Here is an 18,578-nt window from a genome sequence, read left to right as displayed (position 1 = left end):
TTGGTGTCCGGCCGTGGGTGTCCGGCCGTGGGTGTTCGTCGGCTCGTGTCCGGCCGTGGGTGTTCGGGGGTGGGTGTCCGGCCCGCCGGTGTTGTGCTCGGAATGTTGCGGAACCGAGGCGGATGGGTGCGGAACCCGTGCCGTAGGCTGACCGCTTCTGGATCGACCCGGGGGGAACCACTCATGCGCCGTGCCGCGGCCGTCGTCGCGCCGTGCCGCGGCCGTCGTCGCGCTGTTCGTCGGCCTGACCGCCGTCGCCGCCTGCGGGCCCGACGACCCCGCCCCGGCGCCGGCCGCCGCGCCCGGCTCGACCGCGGCCTCCTCGGGTGGGGCGGCGGGCGCGTCCACCAGCCCGGGTGCGACGCCGTCCGGAACCGCCGCCGGGAAGAACGCCGCGCCCCGGCCCGACGGCAGCATCACCGTCGCGTTCGCCGGAGACGTCCACTTCGAGGGCCGCACCGAGGCCCGGCTCGCCGTCCAGCCGCCGGAGCAGGCCCTCGGCCCGCTCTCCCGGACGCTCGCCGACGCCGACCTGTCCGTCCTCAACCTGGAGACGGCGATCACCGGGCGCGGCGCCCCCGAGCCGAAGACCTACACCTTTCGCACCTCGCCCAAGGCGCTCTCGGCGCTCAAGGACTCCGGCGTCGACGTCGTCTCCATGGCCAACAACCACGCCGTCGACTTCGGCGCCGACGGCCTCACCGACACCCTCGCCGCCAAGGACTCCTCGCCGATCCCGGTCGTCGGCGTCGGCCGCAACGCCAAGGAGGCGTACGCCCCGTACGTCACCACCGTGCGCGGTGTGAAGGTCGCCGTCGTCGCCGCCAGCCAGGTCGAGGACCTGACCAACCAGAAGTGGCGGGCCGGTGCCAACAAGCCGGGAATCGCCTCCGCGCTGGACGTCCCCGCGCTGGTCAAGGCGGTCGAGGCGGCCAAGCAGCAGGCGCCCGTCGTCCTCGTCTACCTGCACTGGGGCGACGAGGGCAAGGCCTGCCCCACCGGCCCGCAGACCGCCATCGCCAAGAAGCTCGCCACCGCCGGCGCCACCGCCGTGGTCGGCACCCACGCCCACACCATGGTCGGCTCGGGCATGCTCGGCAACACGTACATCGGTTACGGCTTCGGCAACTTCCTCTGGTACGGCACCTCCAACTACGCCTTCTCCAACGAGACCGGCGTCACCACCCTCACCCTCACCCGCGACGGCAAGGTCACCGGCGAGGCCTTCGCCCCGGCGACCATCGACGACAAGGGCGTCCCCGTCCCGGCCACCGGCGCCACCGCCGAGGCGGCCCGCAAGCGCCGCGACGCCCTCCGAGGCTGCACTGGCCTCGCCCCGGCCCCGGCGGCTCCGTCGGCTCCGGCCCCGTCGGCTCCGGCGACGGGCGCGACGGGCGCGACGGGCGCGACGGGCTGAGTCGCCTCCGGGGGCCCGTGGCCCTCTCGTGAGCGACCGGTAGCCGTCCTCAGCTCCCGGTCGCCGTCGGGCAGTTCACCGCCCTCCAGTCGCCGCGGCACCGCGGCCGTGGGGGGTTCGGTCCATGCTCTCGGCGAGACGAAACGTCTCGTACCGGTGTGCCCGGAAATGGCGGAGATCGGGCCGGAGTCGAGAGGGTGGCGGTGAGTTGACGACTGCACAGGGCATCGGCGCAGCCGAACATATGTGTTAGGTTAGGCTTACCTAATATTGCTGGTCGGAGGGGATGTCCGTGCAAAAGTCCGAATTCGCCGGTGCCGTCGCGATGGTCACCGGGGCCGGGCAGGGCATCGGTGCGGCCGTGGCCCGGGCGCTCGTCGCCGAGGGTGCCGTCGTCGCCGCGGTGGACCGCAACCCCGGCCCGCTCGCCGCCCTCGCGGCGGAGTCGCCCGCCGTGCACCCGTACGTCCTGGACGTCGCCGACGGCCGGGCGGTGGACGACACGGTCGACCTGATCGAGCGCCAACTCGGGCCGATCGCCACGCTGGTGAACGTCGCCGGGATCCTGCGCACCGCACCCGTCGTCGAACTCACCGACCAGGACTGGGCGGAGACCTTCGCGGTCAACACCACCGGCGTCTTCCACACCGGCCGCGCGGTCGGCCGCCGGATGGCCGACCGCGGCCGCGGCGCCGTGGTCACCGTCGGCTCCAACGCCGCCGGGGTGCCGCGCGCCGGCATGGCCGCGTACGCGGCGTCCAAGGCGGCGGCCACCATGTTCACCCGCTGCCTCGGGCTGGAACTCGCCCGCTCCGGCGTGCGGTGCAACATCGTCTCGCCCGGCTCGACCGACACCGGGATGCAGCGCGCGCTCTGGGGCGAGGACGCCGAGGCCGCCGAACGGCGGGTCATCGACGGCGACTTGGGCGCCTGGCGGGTCGGCATCCCGCTCGGGCGGATCGCCGCACCCGCCGACATCGCCGAGGCGGTGGTCTTCCTGGCCTCCGACCGGGCCCGGCACATCACCATGCACGACCTCTACGTCGACGGCGGCGCGACCCTGCGCGCCTGAGCGCCCTCGCCGTCCCCACGCCTTCCTCGCAGCTTCCCTCCGCTCCCCTCCGCGCCCCGGGCAACCCCCGGGCGTCGGCCATGCCCTGACTTCCTTCCCCGACCTTCCACCCCGACGTCCAGACCGTCCAGACCGTCCCAGACTGGAGACTTCACGGTGACCACGGTGCACCACGCCCCCGCCGGGGGTGTCGTCGAGCACGCCGCTCCCGCCCCCGCTGCCCCGGCCCCCGCCGGGCCCGCCGACCCTTCCGCCCCGGCCCCCGACCACGCCGTCATCGGCGCGGCCAGCGGCCTGCTCGGCCAGTACCGGGCCACGGCCGACGAGGCGTTCTTCGCCTCGCCGACCCGCACCCTGCTCACCGCCGGGGTGCACGCCCGGGTCCCGCAGGACGGGCGCCCGCTGCCCGTCCGGGTCGCCGCGACGCTGGCCGAGGCCCGTCGCGCCGGGGTCGAACGGCCGCTGGTGGTCGGCGCGGTGGCGTTCGACCACGACAGCCGGGTCGAACTCGCCGTCCCCGAGAGAGTCCGCAGAGCCGGGGCGCTGCGCGACGACCCACTGATCGCGCTGCCCGCGCCGCCGGCCGAGGTGGTCGACTGGCAGGTGCGTCCGATCCCCGAGCCGGCCGCGTACGGCGCGGGCGTCGCGGCGGCCGTCGAGCGGCTGCGCGGCGGCGAGTTGAGCAAGGTCGTGCTGGCCCGCACGCTGGAGCTGAGCGCCGACCGCCCGCTGGACCTGCCCGCGATCCTCCAGCGGCTCGGCCGCCGCGACCCGGGCGGCTACACCTTCGCCGTCCCCGCCGGCGGCGGGCGGACGCTGATCGGCGCCAGCCCCGAACTCCTGCTCTCCCGGCGCGGAACGGCCGTCCTGGCCAACCCGCTGGCCGGTTCGGTGCCGCGCAGCGCCGACCTCGGCGAGGACGTCCGGCGCGCCGCCGCGCTGCTGGAATCGCCCAAGGACCTGCACGAGCACGCCGTCGTGGTGGACGCGATCCGCGCCGCGCTGGCGCCGTACTGCCGCACCCTGGACGTGCCGGCGCGGCCGACCCTGGTGCGCACCGCCGCGATGTGGCACCTGGCCACCACCATCACCGGCGAACTGGCCGATCCGGCGGTCTCCGCCCTGGAGTTGGCCACCGCCCTGCACCCGACCCCGGCGGTCTGCGGCACGCCGACGGCCGTCGCCCGGCGGGTGATCGGCGAGGTCGAGCCCTTCGACCGGGGCCTGTACACCGGCATGGTCGGCTGGGGTGACGCGGACGGCGACGGCGAGTGGGTGGTCACCATCCGCTGCGCGGAGGCGGACGAGCGGACCCTGCGGGTGTACGCGGGTGCGGGCGTCGTCGACCGGTCCCGGCCCGAGGACGAACTCGCCGAGACCAGTGCCAAGTTCCGCACCTTCCTGGACGCCGCGGGGGTGTCGCAGTGACGGCGACGGAGAGTTTTCTGACGCAGGATCAGTCCGTCGTTGTGGACCTGGCCTCCGCTCAGGAGTCCGCCTTCACCCCGTACCCCGCCGAGTTCGCCGAGCGCTACCGGGCCGCCGGGTACTGGCGCGGCGAGACCTTCGGGCGAATGCTGCGCGAGCGCGCCGCCGCGCACGGCGAGCGGATCGCGATCGTCGACCCGGCGGGGGAGGGGCGGCGCTGGACGTACGCCGAACTCGACCGCCGCGCCGACCGGATGGCCGCCGGGCTGCTCGCCCGGGGGATCGGGCGCGGCGACCGCGTGGTGGTCCAACTGCCCAACGTGGCCGAGTTCTTCGAGGTGGTCTTCGCGCTGTTCCGGATCGGCGCGCTGCCGGTCTTCGCGCTGCCCGCCCACCGCGCCACCGAGATCGGCTACTTCTGCTCCTTCACCGGGGCGGCCGGCTACGTCGTCGCGGCCGTCGACAACGGCTTCGACTACCGCGAACTGGCCTCCCGGGTCAAGGCGGAGAGCCCGGCGCTGCGGCTGGTCCTGGTGGCCGGGGACGACCCGGGCGAGCACCTCCGGCTGGCGGACGTGCCCTGCGACGGGCCCGGGCCGGTCGAGGAGCCGGAGCCCGGGAGCGTCGCCTTCCTCCAGCTCTCCGGCGGCAGCACCGGCGTGCCCAAGCTGATCCCGCGCACCCACGACGACTACATCTACTCGCTGCGCGGCTCGGTCGAGCTGTGCGCGCTCGACGAGGACAGCGTCTACCTGTGCGCGCTGCCCGCCGCCCACAACTTCCCGCTCAGCTCGCCCGGTTCGCTCGGCACGCTGTACGCGGGCGGCCGGGTGGTGCTGTGCCCGCGGCCCAACCCGGAGACGGCCTTCCCGCTGATCGAGCGCGAGGGCGTGACCATCACCGGGCTGGTGCCGCCGCTGGCCCTGCTCTGGCTGGACGCCGCCGAGCGCGACGCGGGCGGCCCCGGCGCGGGGGACCTGGACAGCCTGGAGGTGCTGCTGGTCGGCGGTGCCAAGTTCAGCGCCGAGGCTGCCCGGAGGGTGGGCCCGGTGCTCGGCTGCACGCTTCAGCAGGTGTTCGGGATGGCGGAGGGGCTGGTCAACTACACCCGCCTGGACGACCCGGAGGAGCTGATCACCACCACCCAGGGCCGGCCGATCTCCCCCGACGACGAGGTCCGGGTGGTCGACGACCAGGACCAGGACCTGCCCGACGGCGCCACCGGCCACCTGCTCACCCGCGGCCCGTACACCATCCGCGGCTACTGGAACGCGCCCGAGCACAACGCCAACTCCTTCACGGCCGAGGGCTTCTACCGCACCGGCGACCTCGTCCGCCGCACCCCGACCGGCCACCTGGTGGTCGAGGGCCGGGCCAAGGACCAGATCAACCGGGGCGGCGAGAAGGTCGCCGCCGAGGAGATCGAGAACCACCTGCTCGCCCACCCCGCCGTGCACGACGCGGCGGTGGTGTCGATGCCCGACCCCTACCTCGGCGAACGCACCTGCGCCTACGTCGTCCTGCGTACCGAGCATCGCGAACAGCCGCCGAAGAGCATCGAGTTGAAGCGCTTCGTACGGCAGCGCGGACTGGCCGAGTACAAGGTGCCGGACCGGGTCGAGTTCGTCGACGCCTTCCCCGCCACCGGGATCGGCAAGGTCAGCAAGAAGGACCTGCGCGCCGCCATCGCGGCCGCACTCCCTACTCACTGAAGGAAAGACCACCGTGGGCCTGCCCCGCATTCCCTCCTATCCCCTGCCCGCCGCCACCGAACTGCCCGCCAACCGGGTCGAGTGGACGGTCGATCCGGACCGCGCCGTGCTGCTGGTGCACGACCTGCAGAACCACTTCCTGGACGCCTTCGACGCCGCCGCCGCGCCGGTGCCCGAACTCCTCGGGAACGTCGGCCGGTTGGCCGGGGCGGCACGCGCCCACGGCATACCGGTGCTCTACTCGGCCCAGCCCGGCGGGCAGAGCCCGGCCGAACGCGGCCTCCAGCAGGATTTCTGGGGCCCGGGCATCCCGGACGACCCTCGCGCGACGGCGATCGCCGACGCCGTCGCCCCAGCACCGGGCGACACGCTGCTCACCAAGTGGAAGTACAGCGCCTTCGTGCGCACCGATCTGGACCGGCTGCTGCGCGAACAGGGCCGGGACCAGCTGGTGATCACCGGCGTGTACGCGCACATCGGGGTACAGGCCACCGCCTGCGACGCCTGGATGCGCGACCTGCCGGCCTTCGTGGTGGCCGACGCGGTCGCCGACTTCGGCCCGGACGAGCACCGCGCGGCGCTGTCCTGGGTGGCCGGCCGCTGCGGGCAGGTCACCACCACCGACGCCGTCCTCGCGATGCTGGAAGGGAAGTGACGGGCATGGCCTTCACCGTGGAGCGGATCCGGGCCGAGGTCGCCGACCTGCTCGGCGAGGACCCGGCGGACGTCCCGCTGGACGAGAACCTGGCCGACTGGGGCCTGGACTCGGTCCGGCTGATGGCGCTCGCCGAGCGCTGGCGGGCCGAGGGCGCCGAGGTGGCGTTCGTGCAACTGGCCGAGCGCCCGGCTGTCGAGGCCTGGGCCGCACTGCTCGGCGCGGCCTGATGGAGACGGTGCTGCTGGAGGCCGCCGGGCCGCAGGCGCCCCCGCGCACGGACCGGGCGGCGAAGTACCCGCCGACCACCGTCGTGGGGCCGGTCGAGGCGCAGGCCGCCCGGACCCCGGACGCCCCCGCCGTGCTGCTCGCGGGCGGCGCGGTCGTCACGTACCGGGACCTGAATGCCGCGGCCAACCGGCTGGCGCGCGCCCTGGCCGCGCGCGGCGCCCGGCCGGGGGCGGTGGTCGGCCTGGCGCCGGCCCGCCACCCGGCGCAGCTGCTGACCGCGCTGCTCGCGGTGGCCAAGTCCGGCGCGGCGTACCTGCCGCTGGACCCGGCGGACGCACCCGGGCGCCGGGCGCGGCTGCTCGCGGAGACCGCGCCGGTCTGCGTGCTGGGGGAGGGGGTGCCGGAGGCGCTGGCCGGGCTGGACGTGGACGGCGAGCTGGCCACCGACCCGCCCCGGGCGCTCACGCCGCAGCACCTGCTCTGCGTCGGGTACGGCCCGGGCGGGCGACCGGACGCCGTCCGGCTCACCCACGCCGAGGCCGACCGCCGGGTGCGCGAGCTCCAGGCGGCCCACCCGCTCGGCCCGGGTGACCGGGTGCTGCAACTGGGCCTGCCGCTCTGGGAGTTCCTCTGGCCGCTGCGGACCGGCGCCGCCGTGGTGCTGGCCGACCCGCAGCGGTCGGGCGAGGTCGGGGAGCTGGTGAGGGAGCTGGGCGTCACGGCGGTGCGGGCGTCGTCGGCGGCGCTGCTGGGCGGCTGACGGGGGCGGGGCGAGGGCGGCGAACAGATGACAACGTTCAGCGAACAACTTTCAGATAACAGATGATGAAATCTGTTATCTGAAAGTTGTCATCTGTCGGTCGTCGATCGGCGGCCGTCGGTCGCCAGGCGTCGGCTGTCAGGCGTTCGCCGCCAGGTCGGCCGCCGTCCAGGCCATGGCGACCGCGCCGTCCAGCACTGCCCGGTCGGCCTCCGCCCCCACCGCGGCCTCGGCGAACGCGGCCTCGTGCGGGGCGCAGGCACCGCCGGTGATGTCCAGCACCGGGTGGATGGCGGGCACGGCGTGGGAGACGTTCCCCATGTCGGTGCACGCGAACGGCCCGCTCTCGACCGGTTCCGGTCGGCCGAGCGCCGCCGCGTTGGCCCGCCAGAGGGCGAGCAGGGCGGGGTCGGAGCGCATGTCCAGGTAGTCCGGTTCGGGCCGGTCGAGCGTCACCTCGCAGCCGGTGGCGAGCGCCCCGGCCCGGAAGCAGTCCTCGACCCGGGCCCGCAACTGCGCGAGGTCCTCGGCCGCCGAGGCGCGGATCTCGTACTCCGCGCTCGCGCTGTCGGGGATCAGGTTGGGCGCGGTGCCGGCGGCCGTGGTGATGCCGTGCACCCGCCACTGCGGCGGCAGGTGCTGGCGCAGCAGCCCGAGGGCGACCTGGGCGACGGTGAGGGCGTCGGCGGCGTTGCGGCCCTGGTGCGGGTTGAGGCTCGGGTGGGCGGCGCGGCCGGTGTAGCGGACGGAGAGGGTGCCGAGCGCGAAGGAGTGGAAGTCGGCGACCTCGACCGGGCAGGGGTGCACCATCATCGCCGCGTCCACGCCGTCGAAGGCGCCCGCCTCCAGAAGTAGCGCCTTTCCGGCTCCGCGCTCTTCGGCCGGCGCGCCGATCACCCGTACGGTGAGCCCGAGTTGGTCGGCGTACGGGGCGAGGCCGAGTGCCGCGCCGAGGCCGGCGGCGGCGATCAGGTTGTGCCCGCAGGCGTGCCCGAGGCCGGGCAGCGCGTCGTACTCGCAGACGAGTGCGACGGTGACCGGCCCGTTGCCGAGGCTCGCGGTGAACGCGGTGTCCAGTCCGTGCGCGGGCGCGGTGACGGCGTAGCCGTGGGCGCGTAGGAGTTCGGCGCACCAGGCGGCCGCGCGGTGCTCCTCGAACGCGGTCTCGGGGTGGGCGTGGATGCGGTGGCTGAGCGCGAGCAGTTCCGCGCGGTGCGCGTGGACGTGTTCGCGGACGGCCTGTTTGGTCGCGGTCAGGGGCATGGGCGGCGCCTCCGTGATGTCAGGGCCCCCGCACTGGGGGGCCGTTGACTAGATCATATGAAGTTAGATTAGGCTAACCTAACTAGGCGTTTCGTTCGCCGGACCCCGAGGAGCACCCCGAACCATGCCTGCCGTCGAAACCCAGGCCGTCGATGTCCCGCTGCTCGCCGCCCAGGCCGCCATCTGGTACGCGCAGTCACTCGACCCCGACAGCCCGGTCTACAACACCGGCGACGCCGTCGAGATCACCGGCCCGCTCGACGAGGCCCGGTTCGAGGACGCGCTGCGGCAGGCGGTCGACGAGGCCGAGGCACTGAGCGCCGTCGTCGTCACCGGCCCGGACGGCACGCCCCGCCAGCAGCCGCGCCCCGGCCGCCGCTGGCCGCTGCACCACCTCGACCTGCGCGCCGCGCACGACCCGGCCGCCGAGGCCGAGGCCTGGATGCGCGCCGACCTCGCCCGCCCGGCCGACCTCGCCGAGGGCCCGCTGTTCACCCACGCGCTGATCCGCCTCGCCGAAGACCGGTACCAGTGGTACCGGCGGATCCACCATCTCGCCGTCGACGCCTACGCGTTGAACCTCCTCGGCGAGCGCCTCGCCGAGCTGTACACCGCGCACGCCACCGGCACCGAGCCCGCCGCACGCCCGTTCGCCACCCTCGCCGAGGTCGCCGCCGAGGAGGCCGCCTACCGGGACGGCGAGGAGTACCCGGCCGACCGCGCCTACTGGGCCGACCGCCTGGCCGGCGCCGACACCCCGGCGACCCTGCCGGGCAGCCCGGCGCCCGCACTGTCCGCAACCCCGGCCCAGGCCCCCCTGCGCCTCACCGCCGAGCTGCCCGCCGGCACCCGCGACCGGCTGGAGCGCGCCGGCGCCACCGCCCGCGCCACCTGGGCCGAACTGCTCCTCGCCGCCACCGCCGGCTACCTGCACCGCCTGGCCGGCACCGAGGACGTCGTGCTCGGCCTGCCGCTCGCCAACCGCCGCGGACCGGCCGCCCTGCGCACCCCCGTCGCCGCCGCCAACGTCCTCCCGCTGCGCCTGGCCGTCCGTCCCGCCGACAGCGCCGAGGCGCTGCTGCGCCGGGTGGTCCGCGAACTGCGCGCCGTCCGCCGCCACCAGCGCTACCCCCTGGAGGACCTGCGCCGCGACCTCGGGCTGACCGGCGAGCGGCGCGCCCTGTTCGGCCCGATGGTCAACATCAAGGCCTTCGAGGGCGATCTCGACCTGGCCGGCCTGCCCGGCGTCGTCCGCAACCTCGCCGCCGGGCCCGTCGACGACCTCGCCGTCGGCGTCTCGCCCGCCCCCGGCGGCGCGCTGCGCCTCGTCCTGGACGCCGACCCCGCCCGCCACGACACCGCCTCACTCGCCGCCCACCGCGACGGGCTGCTGCGCTACCTCGACGCCCTCGCCGACCTGCTGCTCACCGCCCCGCAGACGCCCATCGCCCGGATCGACCTGCTCGACCCGGACGGCCTGCGCCGCGCCACCGCCGGCCGCACGGAGCCGCCGCTCGACCGGACGCTGCCCGAGCTGTTCGCCGCGCAGGCCGCCCGCACCCCGGCCGCCGTCGCCGTCCGCAGCGGCAAAGTCGCCCTCACCTTCGCCGAGTTGGACGCCGCCGCCAACCGCCTCGGCCACCGCCTGAACGCCCTCGGCGTGCGCGCCGGTGCGCCGGTCGCGCTCGCCCTGCCGCGCGGCGTGGACACCCTGGTCGCGATGCTCGGCGTGCTCAAGGCCGGCGGCGCCTGCGTCTCCCTCGACCTCGCGCACCCCCGGCAGCGCCTGGCCGCCGTCCTGGACGACGCCCGCCCGGTCTGCGCGGTCGGCACCGCCGAGGCCCTCGCCCAACTGGACCTGCCGGCCGGCCTGCCCGCCGTGCTGCCCGGGGACGCGGACGCCGAGCCCGCCACCGCACCCCCGGCCCCCCGGCCCCACCACGCCGCCTACGTGCTGCACACCTCCGGTTCCACCGGCCGCCCCAAGGGCGTCGTCGTCACCCACGCCTCGCTGGCCAACCTGTACGCGGGCCACGGCGAGGACCACATCGCCCCGGCCGTGCGCCGCACCGGCCGCGAGCGCCTGCGTGTCGCGCACAGCGCCTCGTTCGCCTTCGACGCCTCCTGGGACCCGGTGCTGTGGATGGTCCACGGCCACGAGCTGCACCTGCTCGACGACGCCACCTACCGCGACCCGGCCGCCCTGGCCGGCCACCTGCACCGGGAACGCGTCGACTACCTCGACGTCACCCCCTCCTACCTCGAAGTCCTGCTCTCCGAAGGCATCCTGGACGAGGAGTGGCACCGCCCGGCGGTCATCGCGGTCGGCGGCGAGGCCACCCCGCCCGCCCTCTGGCAGCGCCTCACCGCCGCACCCGGCCTGCACCCGATCGACCTCTACGGCCCGACCGAGACCACCGTCGACGCCTACGCCTGGACGCCCGGCCCGGACGGCGCCCCGGTCGGCCGGGTGGTGCGCGGCTCCCGCGCCTACGTCCTCGACGGCTCGCTGCGCCCCGCGCCCGACGGCGTCGCCGGCGAACTGTACGTCGCCGGGGCCTGCCTGGCCCGCGGCTACCTCGGCCGCCCCGACCTCACCGCCGAACGCTTCCTCGCCGACCCGTTCGGCCCGCCCGGCGACCGGATGTACCGCACCGGCGACCTCGCCCGCCGCCGACCGGACGGCACCCTGGAATTCCTCGGCCGCGCCGACGACCAGGTGAAGATCCGCGGCTTCCGGATCGAGCCCGGCGAGATCGCCGCCGTCCTCGCCCAACTGCCGGGCGTCGCGCAGGCCGTGGTGATCGCCCGCTCCGGTCCGCAGGGCAAGCGGCTGCTCGGCTACGTCGTGCCCGAGGTGCTCTCCGAGGCGGCTCCCGAGGCAGCCTCCGAGGCGGTTTCCGAGGCGGTCTCCGAGTCCGAGGCCATGCCGGAGGACACCGCCGAACCCGCCCCCGCCCCCGCCCCCCGCGTCGCCCTCGACCCGGCCGCGCTGCGGGCCGCCCTCGCCGCCCGGCTGCCCGGACACATGGTCCCGGCCGCCGTCCTGGTCCTCGACGAACTGCCGCGCACCGCCCACGACAAGCTCGACCACCGCGCCCTGCCCGAGCCCGCCGCGGCCGAGCCCGGCACGGCCCCGGCCACGCCGCAGGAGGAACTGGTCTGCGGGCTGTTCGCCGACGTCCTCGACCTGCCGCAGGCACCCGGGCGGGACACCTCCTTCTTCGACCTCGGCGGCCACTCGCTGCTGGCCGGCCGCCTCGCGGCCCGGCTGCGCGAGACCTTCGCCGCCGCCGTCGGGTTCGCCGACGTCTTCCGCCACCCGACCCCGGCCGCGCTCGCCGCCCTGCTCGACGCGCACCCCGGCGGCGAGCCCGAGGCCCGCCCCGCGCTGGTGCCCGTGCCGCGCACCGACCGGATGCCGCTGTCGCCCGCCCAGCGCGGCCTGTGGTTCCTGCACCGGCTCCAGGGCCCCAGCCCCACCTACAACATCCCGCTCGCCCTCACCCTCACCGGCCCGCTCGACCGGACCGCCCTCACCCTCGCCCTCGGCGACCTCGCCGCCCGGCACGAGGTGCTGCGCACGGTCTACGGCGAGGAGCCGGACGGCACGCCGTACCAGCGGGTGCTGCCCGCCGAGCCCGTCGAACTGCACGACGGCACCGAGCTCGCCGAAGCCGTGCGGCACGCCTTCGACCTCACCGGCCGGCCGCCGCTGCGCACCACCCTGTTCACCCACGGCCCGGCCGAACACACCCTGCTCCTGCTGCTCCACCACATCGCGAGCGACGGCGCCTCCACCACCCCGCTGGTCCGCGACCTGTCCGCCGCCTACACCGCCCGGTTGGCCGGCCGCGCACCGGAACTCCCGTTGCCCGCCGTGCAGTTCGCCGACCACGCGGCCTGGCAGCGGCAGCTGCTCGGCACCGCCGAGGCGCCCAGCCCGCTCGCCGCGCGGCAGTCGGAGTACTGGCGCACCGCCCTGGCCGGCCTGCCCGACCAGCTGGAACTGCCCACCGACCGACCGCGCCCCGTCGTCGCCGGCCACCACGGCGCCACCGTGCCCTTCACCCTCGACGCCGAGGCCCACGCCGCCCTCGCCGCGCTCGCCCGGGCGGCCGGCGGCACCGTCTTCATGGCCGTCCAGGCCGGACTCGCCGCCCTGCTCACCCGGCACGGCTGCGGCACCGACATTCCCGTCGGCACCCCGGTCGCCGGCCGCGACGACCCCGAAACCGCCGACCTGGTCGGCTACTTCGTCAACTCCGTGGTCCTGCGCACCGACACCTCGGGCGACCCGACCTTCCGCGAGCTGCTCGGCAAGGTCAGAGGCACCGTCCTCGCCGCCCACGAGCACGCCGACCTGCCCTTCGACCGCCTGGTCGAGGAGCTCAACCCGCCGCGCTCCCTCGCCCGCCACCCGCTGTTCCAGGTGATGCTTGCCTGGCAGAGCCGCCCCGACGAGCTCCACCCGCTGGGCGGCGGCCTCACCGCCCGGATCGCCGCCGTCCCCAGCGGCACCGCCAAGTTCGACCTCACCCTCAACGCGGGCGAGCTCCCCGACGGCGGCATCGGCGGCTTCCTGGAGTACCGCACCGACCTCTTCGACGCCGCCACCGTCGAAGGGCTCGCCACCCGCCTCGCCCGGCTGCTCGCCGCCGCCGCCACCGCCCCCGACACCGCGATCGGCCGGCTCCCGCTGATCGGCGAGGAGGAGCGGCTGCGCGCCCTCGTCGAGTGGAACGGCACCCCGTACACGTCGGCGCTGCACACCTCGGCGCTGCACACCTCGGCTCCGCACACGTCGGCCCCGGACGCCACCCTGGCCGGGCTGTTCGAGGCCGCCGCAGCCGCCAACCCGCGGGCCGTCGCCGTCAGTTGCGGTGACGAGCAGCTCGACTACACCGAACTCGCCACCCGCGCCGACCGCTTGGCCCGGCTGCTGGCCGCCAACGGCATCGGCCCCGGCACCATCGTCGCCCTCGCCCTGCCGCGCTCGCTCGAACTCGTCGTCGCCCTCCTCGCGGTGGCCAAGTCCGGCGCCGCCTACCTGCCGCTCGACCCCGACTACCCGGCCGACCGCCTCGCCTACATGCTGGCCGACGCCGCCCCCGCCGCCCTGCTCACCGACCGCGCCACCGCGCCCCGGCTGCCCGCCCACCAGGTGCCCCAACTGCTCGTCGACGGACCGGAGTCGGCCACCCACCCGGCCGCCCCGCTGGCCCAGCACGAGCGCACCCGCCCGCTGCGCGCCGAGGACACCGCCTACGTCATCTACACCTCCGGCTCCACCGGCCGCCCCAAGGGCGTCCCCGTCACCCACCACAACGTGGTCCGGCTGTTCAGCTCCACCGACCGCTGGTTCGGCTTCGGCGCCGACGACGTCTGGACCCTCTTCCACTCCTACGCCTTCGACTTCTCCGTCTGGGAGCTGTGGGGGGCCCTGCTGCACGGAGGCCGCCTGGTCGTCGTCCCGCACCTGGTCAGTCGCGACCCGGCGGCCTTCCTCGACCTGCTCGCCCGCGAACGCGTCACCGTGCTCAACCAGACCCCGTCCGCCTTCTACCAGCTCAGCGCCGCCGACCGGGACCGCCCCGGATCCGAACTCGCCCTGCGCTACGTGGTGTTCGGCGGCGAGGCGCTCGAACTGGCCCGGCTCGACGACTGGTACGCCCGCCACCCGGAGGACGCGCCCACCCTGGTCAACATGTACGGCATCACCGAGACCACCGTGCACGTCTCCTACATCGCCCTCGACCGGGCCACCGCCGCCGCCGGAAGCAGCAGCACCATCGGCGTCAACATCCCCGACCTGCGGGTCTACGTCCTGGACCAGCACCTCCAGCCCGTCCCGCCCGGCGTCACCGGCGAGATGTACGTCGCCGGGGCCGGCCTGGCCCGCGGCTACCTCGGCCGCCCCGACCTCACCGCCGGACGCTTCGTCGCCGACCCGTACGCCGAACTGTTCGGCGAACGCGGCACCCGGATGTACCGCTCCGGCGACCTCGCCCGCCGCCGCGCCGACGGCGTCCTGGAGTACTTCGGCCGCGCCGACCAGCAGGTGAAGCTGCGCGGCTTCCGGATCGAACTCGGCGAGATCGAGGCCGTGCTGGCCGCCCACCCGGGCGTCGCCGACGCCGCCGTGGTCGTCCGCGAGGACGCCCCGGGCGACAAGCGACTGGTCGGCTACGCGGTCACCACGGCGAGCCCCGAGGACCCGAGCGCCGTCGCCGCCCCCACCCCCGAGGACCTGCGCGCCCACGCCGCCGCCGGACTGCCCGCCCACATGGTGCCCTCCGCCGTCGTCCTGCTCGACCGGCTGCCGCTCACCGCCAACGGCAAGCTCGACCGCCGCGCCCTGCCGGCCCCCGACGCGCCCGCCACCGGCGCCGGACGCCCGCCGCGCACCCCGCGCGAACAGCAGCTGTGCGAACTCTTCGCCGAGGTGCTGGGCGTCGCGGCGGTCGGCGTCGACGACGACTTCTTCGCCCTTGGCGGCCACTCGCTGCTGGTCGTCCGCCTCGCCGGGCGGATCCGCGAACTGCTCGGCCTGGACGTCGGCATCGGCACCCTGTTCCAGTCGCCCACCGTCGCCGCCCTCGACACGGCCCTGGCGGCCGGCTCGCAGAGCGCCGACGCGCTGGACGTCCTGCTCCCGCTGCGGCCCGCCGCGCCCGGACGCCGTACCCCGCTGTTCGCCGTCCACCCCGCCGGCGGCCTCAGCTGGTGCTACACCGGCCTGATCCGCCACCTGCCCGCCGACCTGCCGATCTACGGCCTCCAGGCCCAGGGCGTCGGCGCGGCCACGGCGGCCCGGCCCCTGCCGCAGACCCTGGACGAGCTGGCCGCGCACTACGTCGACCGGCTGCGCGAGGTCCAGCCCGAGGGCCCGTACCGGCTGCTCGGCTGGTCCACCGGCGGGATCATCGCGCACGCCGTCGCCGTCCGGCTCCAGGACCTCGGCCACGCCGTCGAGTTGCTCGCGATCCTGGACGCCTACCCCGCCGAGGGCTTCCGCGACCTGCCCGTCCCCGACCAGGCCGAGGCGCTGGAGGCGCTGCTCACCATGGGCGGCTACGGCCCCGAGGACCTCGCCGGGCGGCCGCTCGAACTCGCCGCCGTCACCGAGCTGCTGCGCCGCGAGGGCAGCCCGCTCGCCGGACTCGACGACGCCACCGTGGCCGCCCTCAACCGGATCTACCTCAACACCAACCACCTCGTCCGGGGCCACGACCACCGCCCCTTCGACGGCGACGTGCTGTTCTTCCGCGCCACCGTCGACACCATCGACGAGACCCTGGTGCCCGAACTCTGGACCCCGTACGTGTCCGGCCGCATCGACAACACCGACGTCGCCTGCTCGCACAAGGACATGACCCTGCCCGCCCCGATCGCGCACATCGCCCGCGTGATCACCGACCACCTGGAGAAGTCCTCCGATGAGTGACGCCCCCGCCAACCCCTTCGACGGCGACGGCGAGTTCCTCGCCCTCGTCAACGACCAGGGCCAGCACTCGCTCTGGCCGGCCTTCGCCGCCGTCCCGGCCGGCTGGAACGTCTCCCACGGCCCGTGCGAGCGCGCCGACGCCGTGCAGTGGATCACCGCCCACTGGACCGACCTGTGACCCCTCCGGCCGTCGAGGCCGCCCCGGCGCGCCCCCTGCTCGCGGGGCGCGCCGCGGTGGTCGTGGTCTACACCGCCGCGATGTGCATGAACGGCCTGGACTCGACCATCGTCAACCCCGCGCTGTTCACCATCGCCGAGGACTTCGGGCGGCCCGTCTCGGCCGCCAACGCCGTCGAGACGGCCTTCCTGGTCGGCCTCGCCGTCGGCCTGCCGGTGGCGGGCTGGCTCGGCGACCGGTTCGGCGTGAAACGGGTCTTCCTCGGCTCCCTGGCCGCGTTCACCCTCGCCTCCGCCCTGTGCGCCGCCGCCCCCGGCCTCGGCTCGCTCGCCGCCGCGCGGGCCGTCCAGGGCGTGGCCGGCGGGCTGCTCACCCCGGTCGGGATGACCCTGCTGTTCCGGGCCTTCGCCCCGCACGAGCGGGCCGGCCTGGGCCGGATCCTGATCGTCCCGACCGCCCTGATGCCCGCCCTCGGCCCGCCGCTCGGCGGCCTCCTGACCGAACACCTCTCCTGGCACTGGCTGTTCCTGGTCAACGTGCCGGTCGGGGTCGCGGCCGTCGTGACCGGGCTCATCGGCCTGCGCGCGGCGGACGAGCCCCCGGCCGGCCGCTTCGACACCACCGGCTTCCTGCTCGCCACCCCCGGCCTCGGACTGCTCACCTACGCGCTCGGCTTCGGCCCGGCGCACGGCTGGTCCTCGCCGGGAGTGGCGCTCAGCGGCGTGGCCGGTCTCCTCCTGCTCGTCATCGCCGTGCGCCACCAACTCCGCTCCGCCGAACCACTGGTGGATCTTCGGCAGCTCGCCGACCGCACCTTCGGCACCGCCACCTGGCTGGCCCTGCTCACCTCGGCCGGCCTGATGGGCGCCCTGTTCGTCCTCCCGCTGCTCTACCAGGCCGCCCTCGGGGCCTCGGCCCTCGACGCCGGGCTGAGCGTCTTCCCCGAGGCGATCGGCCTGATGGCCGCCTCCCAGGTGGTCGACCGCCTGCTGCCCCGGTTCGGTCCCCGCCGCCTCGCGCTGCCCGCGCTGCTGCTCGCCGCCCTCGTCCTGGCCGCCCTCGGCTTCGCCGAGAACCCCTGGGCCGTACGGGCGTTGATGTTCGCGGTCGGGCTCGTCCTGGGCACCGCCGTGCTCACCGTCCAGATCGCCGGCTTCGCCGACGTCCCCGGGCCCGCGATGGGCCGCGCCATGGGCCTGTTCACCATCGTCCGCACCCTCGGCGGCGCCCTCGGCATCGCCGCCACCGCCGCCCTCATCGGCGCCCTGGACACCGACGGCGGCTCACTCGGCCCCTACCGCCTCGCCCTTCTGCTCACCGCCGCCCTGGTCGCCGCCGGCACCCTCCTCACCACCCGCCTCCCCCGGGAGGCGCCGGCACCACCCCTCGCCGACTGAACAGCCACGCCGCACCCCGCGATCGCGGGGTGCGGCGTCAGTTCGTTGGACGCGGCCTTCCGGGCTCAGGCGCTCGGCCAGAGGATCAGGTCGGGCAGGGCGTGCCGGCGCGGTCGGTCGCCGAGGTCGGCGAGTGCGGTGCGGATGGCCCGGAGGTGTCCGACGGTCAGCTGCAGGGGCGGCTCGTCGGGTTGGTGGGTCGTGCGGATGGGGTAGTCGACGCCGGGGGTGCGGGTCATCTCGATGTGGCAGCCGAGCAGGTGCGTCACCGGGCGGCGTTCGGCGAAGTCGATCAGCCGGTCGACGGTGCGGGTGAAGGCAGGCCAGTCGTCGATGTAGAGGCGGCCCGGGTAGACGGTGTCGCCGGTGAGCAGCAGGCCCGTCCACGGGTCGTAGTAGGTGACGGCCGCCGGGTGGTGGCCCGGGGTGGCCAGGCATTCGAGCACCCGGCCGCCGCCCAGGTCCACCCGCGCGACGGCGTCCGGGTCCTGGTCGAAGCCGAAGTACGGCCAGGCCGTGGCCGGGTCGGCGCCGACCAGGGTCGTCGCGGGCCGGTCGGCGAACTGCCCGTCGCCCGCGACGTGGTCGCCGTGCGGGTGGGTGTGCAGGACGAGCAGTCCGTAGCCGTCGCGGGGGTGGTCGGCGAGCCACTGGTCGATGAGTCCGTCGACCACGGTGCGCAGGGGGAAGTACGCGGCGGAGGCGGTGGCCCCGGTGTCGATCAGGACCGCCCGCTCGCCCCCGAACAGCAGGAACAGGAACGGCGCCTCGTAGTCGACCGCCTTGTTCTGCCGCAGGATGACGGTGTGCTCGTCGTACGCGTGGACCTGGATGTCCGGGTCCGTGTTGTGCTTCGCGGACGGGGACCCGTGGATCCACCGCACGTCGAGCGGACGGGCGATCGGGGCACCGGCGGCCATGACGTCTCCCTCGGTGCGTCGTCTTGGCGGGCCGGGTACGGCGCACATCTCGTCCGGGGCGGTCACCGGCGCGCCGCCACCGGGACGCTAGCACGCCC

General features: G+C 75.4%; 12 protein-coding genes and 1 riboswitch. Of the genes, 10 read left to right on the top strand and 2 right to left on the bottom strand.

What is annotated here, in order from left to right:
* The first annotated feature begins 190 nt into the window (after nucleotides 1-190).
* From AB0O82_RS01500 to AB0O82_RS01470, 7 genes are all read left to right on the top strand, one after another.
* Nucleotides 191-1,417: a CapA family protein gene (locus AB0O82_RS01500; RefSeq protein WP_363579582.1), complete on the top strand. Its 1,227-nt coding sequence runs from the start codon at nucleotides 191-193 to the stop codon at nucleotides 1,415-1,417.
* Between the two features lie 286 nt (nucleotides 1,418-1,703).
* Complete coding sequence (locus AB0O82_RS01495) at nucleotides 1,704-2,489, top strand: 2,3-dihydro-2,3-dihydroxybenzoate dehydrogenase (RefSeq protein ID WP_363579581.1); 786 nt, start codon at nucleotides 1,704-1,706, stop codon at nucleotides 2,487-2,489.
* A 276-nt stretch (nucleotides 2,490-2,765) separates the two neighbouring features.
* A complete protein-coding gene (gene dhbC / locus AB0O82_RS01490) occupies nucleotides 2,766-3,917 on the top strand; it encodes an isochorismate synthase DhbC (protein ID WP_363579671.1) in 1,152 nt (383 codons plus the stop codon).
* A 47-nt stretch (nucleotides 3,918-3,964) separates the two neighbouring features.
* Nucleotides 3,965-5,629 (top strand): (2,3-dihydroxybenzoyl)adenylate synthase, encoded by a 1,665-nt coding sequence (locus AB0O82_RS01485; RefSeq protein ID WP_363579670.1) that lies wholly within the window; start codon nucleotides 3,965-3,967, stop codon nucleotides 5,627-5,629.
* A gap of 13 nt (nucleotides 5,630-5,642) precedes the next feature.
* Nucleotides 5,643-6,284, top strand: coding sequence for an isochorismatase family protein (locus AB0O82_RS01480; protein ID WP_363579580.1), 642 nt, complete (start codon nucleotides 5,643-5,645; stop codon nucleotides 6,282-6,284).
* A 5-nt stretch (nucleotides 6,285-6,289) separates the two neighbouring features.
* Complete coding sequence (locus tag AB0O82_RS01475; protein WP_063349844.1) at nucleotides 6,290-6,514, top strand: phosphopantetheine-binding protein; 225 nt, start codon at nucleotides 6,290-6,292, stop codon at nucleotides 6,512-6,514.
* Complete coding sequence (locus AB0O82_RS01470; protein ID WP_363579579.1) at nucleotides 6,514-7,275, top strand: AMP-binding protein; 762 nt, start codon at nucleotides 6,514-6,516, stop codon at nucleotides 7,273-7,275. Before AB0O82_RS01475 ends, AB0O82_RS01470 begins: the two co-directional genes overlap by 1 nt.
* Before the next feature lie 138 nt (nucleotides 7,276-7,413).
* On the opposite strand, the gene AB0O82_RS01465 is transcribed toward AB0O82_RS01470, so the two are convergent.
* Nucleotides 7,414-8,538 (bottom strand): amidohydrolase, encoded by a 1,125-nt coding sequence (locus AB0O82_RS01465; protein ID WP_363579578.1) that lies wholly within the window; start codon nucleotides 8,536-8,538, stop codon nucleotides 7,414-7,416.
* A gap of 124 nt (nucleotides 8,539-8,662) precedes the next feature.
* Between AB0O82_RS01465 and AB0O82_RS01460 the strand changes: the two genes are divergently transcribed.
* Genes AB0O82_RS01460 through AB0O82_RS01450 form a run of 3 tightly spaced genes read left to right on the top strand, consistent with a single transcriptional unit; the run spans nucleotide 8,663 to nucleotide 17,560 of the window.
* Nucleotides 8,663-15,985, top strand: a complete 7,323-nt coding sequence (locus AB0O82_RS01460; protein ID WP_363579577.1) for an amino acid adenylation domain-containing protein — start codon at nucleotides 8,663-8,665, stop codon at nucleotides 15,983-15,985.
* Nucleotides 15,978-16,163, top strand: a complete 186-nt coding sequence (locus AB0O82_RS01455) for an MbtH family protein (protein ID WP_063349847.1) — start codon at nucleotides 15,978-15,980, stop codon at nucleotides 16,161-16,163. The genes AB0O82_RS01460 and AB0O82_RS01455 overlap by 8 nt, the downstream gene beginning before the upstream one ends.
* Entirely contained in the window at nucleotides 16,160-17,560 is a 1,401-nt protein-coding gene (locus tag AB0O82_RS01450) for a DHA2 family efflux MFS transporter permease subunit (RefSeq protein ID WP_363579576.1), read from the top strand. The genes AB0O82_RS01455 and AB0O82_RS01450 overlap by 4 nt, the downstream gene beginning before the upstream one ends.
* Before the next feature lie 65 nt (nucleotides 17,561-17,625).
* Here AB0O82_RS01450 and AB0O82_RS01445 read toward each other — a convergent pair whose 3' ends face one another.
* Nucleotides 17,626-18,480: an MBL fold metallo-hydrolase gene (locus tag AB0O82_RS01445; protein ID WP_363579575.1), complete on the bottom strand. Its 855-nt coding sequence runs from the start codon at nucleotides 18,478-18,480 to the stop codon at nucleotides 17,626-17,628.
* 12 nt (nucleotides 18,481-18,492) lie between these two features.
* A riboswitch (guanidine-III (ykkC-III) riboswitch) is annotated at nucleotides 18,493-18,553 on the bottom strand.
* Nucleotides 18,554-18,578 lie beyond the last annotated feature (25 nt).

Source organism: Kitasatospora sp. NPDC088264 (genome assembly GCF_040685715.1).
Taxonomy (GTDB): Bacteria; Actinomycetota; Actinomycetes; order Streptomycetales; family Streptomycetaceae; genus Kitasatospora.
This window is presented reverse-complemented; position numbering and strand designations above follow the sequence as displayed.